The 8042-nt window shown below is 52.0% G+C and carries 9 protein-coding genes; 2 read left to right on the top strand and 7 right to left on the bottom strand.

The features are described 5' to 3' along the window. Positions 1 to 457: 457 nt before the first annotated feature. Positions 458 to 850: an MliC family protein gene (locus tag ACTIDN_RS11890; RefSeq protein WP_441377217.1), complete on the top strand. Its 393-nt coding sequence runs from the start codon at positions 458 to 460 to the stop codon at positions 848 to 850. Between the two features lie 33 nt (positions 851 to 883). Then, positions 884 to 1627: a YoaK family protein gene (locus tag ACTIDN_RS11885; RefSeq protein ID WP_441377216.1), complete on the top strand. Its 744-nt coding sequence runs from the start codon at positions 884 to 886 to the stop codon at positions 1625 to 1627. Between the two features lie 31 nt (positions 1628 to 1658). Here the strand turns inward: ACTIDN_RS11885 and trpS are convergent, their stop codons facing one another. The 7 genes from trpS to ACTIDN_RS11850 all read right to left on the bottom strand — a co-directional run bounded on the left by trpS (position 1659) and on the right by ACTIDN_RS11850 (position 7941). Then, positions 1659 to 2654, bottom strand: a complete 996-nt coding sequence (trpS, locus tag ACTIDN_RS11880; RefSeq protein ID WP_441377215.1) for a tryptophan--tRNA ligase — start codon at positions 2652 to 2654, stop codon at positions 1659 to 1661. Positions 2655 to 2685: 31 nt separating this feature from the next. Beyond that, on the bottom strand, positions 2686 to 3168 hold the full coding sequence (locus ACTIDN_RS11875; RefSeq protein ID WP_441377214.1) for a c-type cytochrome: 483 nt from the start codon (positions 3166 to 3168) through the stop codon (positions 2686 to 2688). 58 nt (positions 3169 to 3226) lie between these two features. After that, a complete protein-coding gene (locus tag ACTIDN_RS11870) occupies positions 3227 to 3718 on the bottom strand; it encodes an FKBP-type peptidyl-prolyl cis-trans isomerase (RefSeq protein ID WP_048837102.1) in 492 nt (163 codons plus the stop codon). Between the two features lie 41 nt (positions 3719 to 3759). Further along, the gene (locus ACTIDN_RS11865) at positions 3760 to 5001 is read right to left on the bottom strand and encodes an argininosuccinate synthase (RefSeq protein ID WP_441377213.1); all 1242 of its coding nucleotides are present in this window, start codon (positions 4999 to 5001) and stop codon (positions 3760 to 3762) included. Positions 5002 to 5115: 114 nt separating this feature from the next. Continuing rightward, on the bottom strand, positions 5116 to 6330 hold the full coding sequence (rlmN, locus tag ACTIDN_RS11860) for a 23S rRNA (adenine(2503)-C(2))-methyltransferase RlmN (RefSeq protein WP_415508832.1): 1215 nt from the start codon (positions 6328 to 6330) through the stop codon (positions 5116 to 5118). Positions 6331 to 6492: 162 nt separating this feature from the next. Then, positions 6493 to 7080, bottom strand: coding sequence for a hypothetical protein (locus ACTIDN_RS11855; RefSeq protein WP_441377212.1), 588 nt, complete (start codon positions 7078 to 7080; stop codon positions 6493 to 6495). A gap of 123 nt (positions 7081 to 7203) precedes the next feature. Continuing rightward, entirely contained in the window at positions 7204 to 7941 is a 738-nt protein-coding gene (locus tag ACTIDN_RS11850) for a TlyA family RNA methyltransferase (RefSeq protein ID WP_441377211.1), read from the bottom strand. Positions 7942 to 8042: the final 101 nt, after the last annotated feature.

The following is an 8042-nucleotide window of genomic DNA, read 5'->3' as shown; positions in this document are numbered from 1 at the left end:
CTCCTTCTTCCATCCCTACAATATGGGAAGAAATTCAAGATCTAACAGGCCCTAGGACCGTAAGCCATATATGCGGAGATAGCCTGTTGAAGTGCAGAGGGGATAGACCGCCTTATACGCAACAAGGCTTCGTTGCTGCTTGTTGGTTCTGGCGGCCTAGAAAGCAGCGGCAAAAGATGTTTTGTCGGGCAGCTAGTGGAGAGCATAATAATTACACCATAAACATAACGATATAACGTTACATTGAAAGACGGTGTGTTTTCAAGTAGGGGGCTCGTCCTACATGGGAGAGGCATTGTGGTTGTCAGTGCCGTGCGCCGTACTGGCGCTATTTGGTCAAGCAGCGAGCTTTTGCGTTAGGGCCTGTAAGCAGTGTAGGCTGAGAGGAATGATGCTTCTGAGGACTGAAACAGTTATGGTAACCTTGCATAAGCAGAAAAAAATAGGTGCCGCCACCGTGTTTGCAGCTCTTATCGGGCTTTTTACACAGGCGGGGTATGCGCAGCCAATTTCCATAGAGGCAGCACCTCAAAACTCATTTACGATACCGTTGAAGCCTGCTGTTGCAGTAAAAACGACAAAAGCCAGTTATCGCTGTTTGGGTGATCCAGCACTGCTGGCTCACTTTCCCAGCCAGACAGTGCCAGTTACTTATATCAATGCAGGTGAAAGTAGTTTGGCAATCTTGCCATTAAACGGGCAGACGTTTGTTTTTGCCAATGTTGTGGCCGCTTCGGGCGCCAAATATGCAGCGGATAATTTTGTCTGGTGGACAAAGGGGAAAGAAGCCTTTTTTACGCAGAGAAATGCTGGCGGAGCAGCACATGTGACCTGCCGTGAGCTGCAATAGCATTCCACTAACAAACAGAGGACGTGTGCTCCAGTGCTATGGCTTAACAAAGGGAAACGCACTTTTCTTCAGGACCGGCAACTCGGGAGTTCTCTGGCGTTGGTTGCTGGCGCTCTCAACTCAGCAGGCTTCTTAAGCGTAGGTTATTACTGCGCGAACATGACAGGCAATGTTTCGGCTTTGGCCAGTGCTTTTGTAGCAGGAAAATTGCAAGCTGCCCTGATGGCAGGTGCAATTGTTCTGTGCTTTCTAGCAGGGGCCATGACCTGCACGCTTTTGATGAACAATGGAAGACGGCGAGGGCAGGGCGCTATTTACGCGTTTACCATTCTGCTCGAGGCCATTTTGTTATGCGGGTTGGCCTGCGCACAACTAATCTGGCAGCCTAAAAATGTACCGTCCAGTATAAGCCCATTACTACTTTCGTTTCTGATGGGTTTGCAAAACGCTACCGTTACCCGTGTATCAGGCGCTGTAGTACGCACCACACATGTAACCGGTATGGTGACAGATCTGGGTATTGAACTGGCAGATTGGTTCAGTTCTTTCCGGCAAAAAGAGGATGCCGAGAAGCACCGTAAAATGCAGCAACGCCTCTGGCTACACAGTCAGATTATTGGCTGCTTTATTCTCGGGAGTGGCCTGGGTGTGTACGGTTACACACATTGGCCAACAGGTTTTCTTTTTGCTGTGGCCGGCGTGCTGGCCTGTTTGTCCCTCCCCGGTATCATGGTCAACATGAACCGGGACAAAGCAGATGTGTCGCAAATGGATTGAAGCACGGCCTGTGGCTTCAACCCTTTGGATTTTATTTTACAAAACCGACAATTTTTTCGGCTTCAGTTACAATGGGGTCGGCAATGGCGTGCGCGCGTGCAGCGCCAGCACGTAGTACAGAGACAAGGTGGTCCTCGTTTTGCATCAAGCGCTGGGTTTCCTGTGCAATAGGAGCTATTGCACTTACCACAACATCCGTTAGGGCTTTTTTGAACGGGCCAAAGCCCTCACCCTGATGTTGTGCCAGTACATCCGCAATGCTCATGTCTGCCAAAGCTGCGTAAATGGTAACCAGATTTTTGGCTTCTGCGCGGCCCTCAAGCCCAGCTTCTTCTGCTGGCAGGACATCTGTATCCGTTTTGGCGCGACGAATTTTCAGTGCAATGGCGTCTGCACCGTCGGTCATTTCAATACGGCTTTGGGCGGACGGGTCAGATTTTGACATCTTCTTGGTTCCGTCACGCAAGCTCATGACGCGGGCTGCTGCCGGAGGGATTACGGCTTCCACTGCCGGGAAAAATTCTACGCCGTAATCGTGGTTGAATTTCTGGGCAATATCATTGGTCAGTTCAAGATGCTGCTTTTGGTCTTCGCCAACAGGCACGCGGGTGGCTTTGTATGCCAGAATGTCCGCAGCCATCAGGTTTGGATAAACATACAGGCCCGCGGAATGGTTTTCACGGTCCTTGCCTGCCTTATCCTTAAACTGCGTCATGCGGTTTAACCAGCCGAGACGGGAGACACAGTTAAAAATCCAGGCAAGACGAGCATGGGCAGAGACGGCAGACTGGTTAAACAGAATATGTTTTTCAGCATCAATGCCTGAGGCCAGAAGAATAGCAGCCTGTGTCAGGGTTTGTTTTCGCAGGTCTTCTGGAGACTGCCATACAGTAATGGCGTGCATATCCACCAGACAGAACACACATTCATGGTCAGCCTGTAAATTAACCCAGTTACGAATGGCCCCAAGGTAATTACCCAACTGAGGAATGCCAGACGGCTGAATGCCAGAAAAAATGCGTTGCATTGGTCTTACCAGTATGACGTCAGATAAAAAATCAGGGAAGGGGCGTGACTTTGTTCAAGTTTTCACGCTCGGTTGCCACTCTGCCAGATGAAATACGGTTTGCGCGAGCGGCTGCGATATCCTGTGCAGAAAACTCAGGGGCTGGTTGCGTTGTCCCTCTGGCTGAAAGCCATGTGAGGATTTGGGCAACCTCATCATCCTTCAGGTATCGGAAGGGTGGCATTTCAGCGTTGTAAGGCTGACCATTTGCCGTAATGGGGCCGCTTACACCGTTCATGAGCACATTGGCCAGATACTGTTTACCGGCAGGGGTGCTGGCAATTTTATCAATTCGGCCAACCAGAGGCGGAACAGAACCGGGCATACCATCACCGCTATGATGGCAAATTCCACAATTGCTCCCGTAGAGCATTTTTGGAGATTTGCGAGAGCAGCCGATAAGGGGCAGAGAGAGCGCACTCAGCAATGCCACAGAAAGCACAGTGGGACGGGATGTTAGAAAATTTACTGCCATATGCAGGTATCCCACCGGCTCCATAGTGTTATGAAGCCGGTAAAATCGTACAGCCTGATTAATGCGCGTGATCAACGCCCAAAATCTGGATACGGAAAATAAGAGGACTGTCAGAGGGAATAACCCCCATAGCTTTATGCCCATAACCCAGTTCGGGCGGAACATAGAGCATCCACGTGTCACCAACATGCATCATGGGCATGGCTTCCATCCAGCCTTGCACCAGCCCTTGCAGAGGCATCTGCATGTAAGCGCCGTCACCATGCTGTTCGGAGCTGTCAAAGATGGACCCGTCAGGCAGACGGCCTTCATAAATTACCATCATCATGTCCCCAACGCGTGGTTGCTCACCATCCTTGGGGCCAGATTTGATGACCTTGTAAGCCAGACCGTCCTTCAGCGTTACGACACCCGGCTCAGCACGCAGCTTGGCCATTGTTTGCTGCGGTGTCAGCTCCACATCATCGTCTTTATGTCCACCGCAGGCTGTAAGAGAAACGGCCATGCTGGCCGCAAGCATATAAGGGATGAGTTTGAAACGACGGGTCATGGTCCTCTCGACACTTCACAAAAAATGGCAGGGGAGACAGATCAGAGTGTGCCGCCTGCGCGGCCAATCTGAGCGCCCAGACGAAGACGAAGCGCATTGAGCTTGATAAAGCCCTGTGCATCCTGCTGATTATACGCGCCTTCATCGTCCTCAAACGTCACAACACGGGTATCGTACAGGCTGTTGGCGCTTTCACGGCCAACGCATACGACATTGCCTTTATAAAGTTTGAGGCGGACACGACCACTGACGGACTGCTGGGATGCATCCATCAGAGCCTGAAGCATGCGGCGCTCGGGTGAGAACCACAGACCATTATAGATAATGCCAGCATAACGCGGCATCAGGCTGTCTTTCAGGTGCATGGCTTCACGGTCGAGCGTGATGGACTCAATGCTACGGTGTGCGGTCAGTAGAATGGTGCCACCGGGCGTTTCGTAGATGCCGCGTGACTTCATGCCAACAAAACGGTTCTCGACAAGGTCCAGACGGCCAATACCGTTTTCCTTACCCAGTTCATTCAGGCGTGTCAGCAGCGTTGCAGGAGACATGGCTACACCGTTAATGGCAACCGGGTCACCTGACACGAAGTCAATGGTAATTTCCGTCACCTTATCCGGTGCTGCTTCAGGAGAGATGGTGCGCTGGAACACAATTTCTTCCGGACCAACAGCAGGGTCTTCAAGCAATTTGCCTTCGGAAGAAGAGTGCAGCAGGTTGGCATCTACTGAGAACGGGGCTTCGCCACGTTTGTCCTTTGCAATGGGGATCTGGTTTTCTTCAGCAAAAGACAGCAGCTTCGTACGGGATGTCAGATCCCATTCGCGCCAAGGAGCCACGACCGTGATGTCGGGTTGCAGGGCATAGTAAGCCAGCTCAAACCGGACTTGGTCGTTCCCTTTGCCAGTCGCGCCGTGTGCAACGGCATCAGCGCCAACAGCGCGGGCAATTTCAATCTGGCGCTGTGCAATCAGCGGGCGGGCAATGGATGTGCCGAGTAGATACTGGCCTTCATACAGCGTATTGGCTCGGAACATGGGGAATACGAAGTCTTTGACGAACGTTTCGCGCAGGTCTTCAACGAAGATTTCTTTAACGCCAAACATTTCAGCTTTTTTACGAGCAGGTTCCAGTTCTTCACCCTGGCCTAGATCCGCCGTAAAGGTAACCACCTCACAGCCATAGGTTTTCTGTAGCCAGCGTAGAATGACAGATGTGTCGAGCCCCCCGGAATAGGCAAGCACAACTTTTTTGACATCTTTTCTGGCTGCAGGTGCGCCCATGAGGATGATCTCCTGAATCTAAAAACGAATACTGTTTCGCACAGTGTCCTAGCATCAGTCATGCCGGGGAGCCAGTGCCCCGGTGGGTAAGACTGATGCGGAAACGCAGAAAAATCAGGACTGGGAGGCGCGAACACGCTCACTTTCGGTTTTAAGCTGTCCGCAGGCTGCCAGAATGTCGCGCCCGCGCGGGGTGCGGATGGGGGAGGCAAAGCCAGCATCCATAATAATCTGGGCAAATTTATTCTGCTGTTCGCGCGTGGATGGGCGGTAGTCGCTCCCCGGCCAAGGGTTGAACGGGATCAGGTTAACTTTGGCCGGAATGCCAGAAATCAGGCGGACCAGTTCACGGGCATCGGCCTCGCTATCATTGATGCCGCGTAACATGATGTATTCAAAAGTGATCCGACGTGCATTGCTCGCGGCGGGATAACGGCGGCAGGCAGCCAGAACTTCTTCAATTGGATATTTGCGATTGAGCGGGACAATTTCATCCCGCAGGTCATTCCGGACAGCATGCAAAGATACGGCAAGGTTAATGCCCAGTTCGTCCCCGCATTTGTCCATCAAAGGCACTACGCCTGAGGTTGAAAGTGTAATACGGCGGCGGGACAGGCCAATACCTTCGCCGTCCATGATAATCTTCATGGCTTTGGCGATGTTTTCGTAATTATAGAGCGGCTCTCCCATACCCATTAACACAATGGTGGAAAGTAGGCGGGGCGTATCGCCCTTCGGGCTAGGCCACTCCTTGTAGGAATCCCGTGCTGCCATAAACTGCCCCACAATTTCTGCAGCACCCAGATTACGGACAAGCTTTTGTGTGCCTGTGTGGCAAAAAGTGCACGAGAGGGTGCATCCAACCTGTGAGGAAATGCAGACCGCGCCTCGGTCTTCCCGTCTGTCAGGGATATACACAGTCTCGGCTTCCTGACCATCACGGAAGCGGAAGAGGAATTTACGCGTCTCATCATTGGACGTCTGAACCATTGCAGGCTCGGGCCGACCTACAATAAAACGCTCAGCCAGTTTCTGCTGCAGCGGCTTGGCGATGGAGCTCATGAGCGTAAAATCTGTTACGCCCTGATGATAGATCCAGTGCCATAGCTGCTTGGTCCGAAATGGTTTTTCGCCAATTTCCACTAGGATATCCGTCAGTTCTTCCCGTGACAGGCCTACAAGGTCGCGCCGACCGTCAGGCAATCTTGCATCGGGAGGGCTGAACAGAGCAGCCTTTGCAAGAATGCGAGATCTTTCTTCTGCATTAAGCGCCGCAGCGGCCTCTGCATCATGTGTGCGGGATGGATGAGCGGAATTAACGAGAGACATACACTGCGCCATGGTAAAGGGGAAATAATGCTGGGCTGTTTGTAGCAGAAAAAGCCCCGGCATACACCGGACCTGCGCTTTTATAGAGTTTTGAGCGTATAAACAGCAAAAATTTATTAGGCCATCTCACAACAGGGCGTAAGACAGGTATCTGCCAGTTTTTTATTGTTTTTGAGCAGATGGCTGAAGGCTGGCGCGGAGCCATGGTGCAATCGTTGCCTGACCTGGGTCTATCGTCCCCAAAATCTGGCTTATCATGCGGGCGGAATACGCATCAGGTTTACGGTCCGCTGTGATGGGGAACGTAGGGCGTGGAATATCAAACGATAACGCGGGTTGTTGAGAGAAATTATCCGCCGCGCCCCCTGTCGTTGTGACAGGTGCATCGTTCTCGATATCAGCCTCAACAGTCAGGTTAGTGGCATTTGGGTGCTGCCCGAAATAAAGATAGGCATAGGATGCTGCCGCTGAAAGCACATCGCGCACCGCCAGATGATATTGGTTGGTTCCTGAATGCACCTGTGACCGGAAAGACGCTGGGTCTACCCCGATTAGCAGTCTGTGGTTCTCTTGGTCATCACGCAGTGTAAGACCATCCTGTTCATATCCAGCCAGCAGTGACTGGCCATTGTCTTCTTCCGCTGCGTTATGGGGAGATGAGACGTGATAAGAGACAGGAGCCGCTGAAGCACCACCAGTGATGCCACATAGCGCGGTGCTGACACCAAGCATCATGATGAGTTTGCGCATGAAGAGAGCCATTTCCATTTTTGGGAACACAAATCTGTTACAGAATTGTGGCAAAAAATATGGCTCTTCGTCATCCTTAAAATGACTACATAGGTCTAAAATAGTTTTTAAATAAATAGGTGACTATGCCTTACGAGCAGCGATCAGGAATTCTTTATTGCCCTCTGGACCTGTAATTGGGCTTTCCTCAATCCCAAGCACTGTCCAGCCTTCAAGGCCGCGCCACCACTCTTCAATTGTTGCGCACACGCTTTCATGGACGGCCGGGTCACGCACCACACCTTTTGCACCAATCTGGTCTCGTCCGGCTTCAAACTGTGGCTTAATGAGTGCCACAGCCCAAGCTCCGGGCGCTGCCAGATCTAGGGCGGCAGGAAGCACTGTACGTAAGCCAATAAAGCTTGCATCACACACAACAACAGCCGGAGCTATAGGAATAATGTTGGTGTCCAGATTACGGGCGTTACATTTTTCCAGCACTGTCACGCGCGGGTCTGAGCGAAGTTTCCAGGCTAATTGCCCATGCCCGACATCCACTGCGTACACTGAACGGGCGCCGTTAGTGAGCAAAACATCCGTAAAACCACCGGTAGATGCTCCTACGTCAAGGCAAACACGGTCTAATGGCGATAAAGCAAAGTGCTCCAGAGCATGAGCTAGTTTGCATCCCCCTCGGGAAACCCATGGGTGCGGTTGCCCCCGGACCTCGAGAGGAGCCTCCTCTGGTAACTGATCACCTGCTTTTGCTATGCGTTTCTCAGCAGAGAACACAAGCCCTGCCATAATCAGGGCCTGTGCTTTTGTTCTGCTTTCAACCAGCCCTCTGTCAACCAGAAGCTGGTCTGCGCGCCTCCGGGCCATCTATCAGGCCGTCTGACCTGATACGGCCTGGTCTGATAATGCCACACCCAGTGCGCTGAGAGCGGTTTGTACGATGTGTGGGGCTGTGAGGCCAGCCTGAT

Source organism: Acetobacter sp., assembly GCF_052102375.1.
Lineage (GTDB): Bacteria > Pseudomonadota > Alphaproteobacteria > Acetobacterales > Acetobacteraceae > Acetobacter.
Note: the sequence above shows the minus strand (reverse complement) of the source record. Positions and strands in the feature narration are given on the sequence as shown.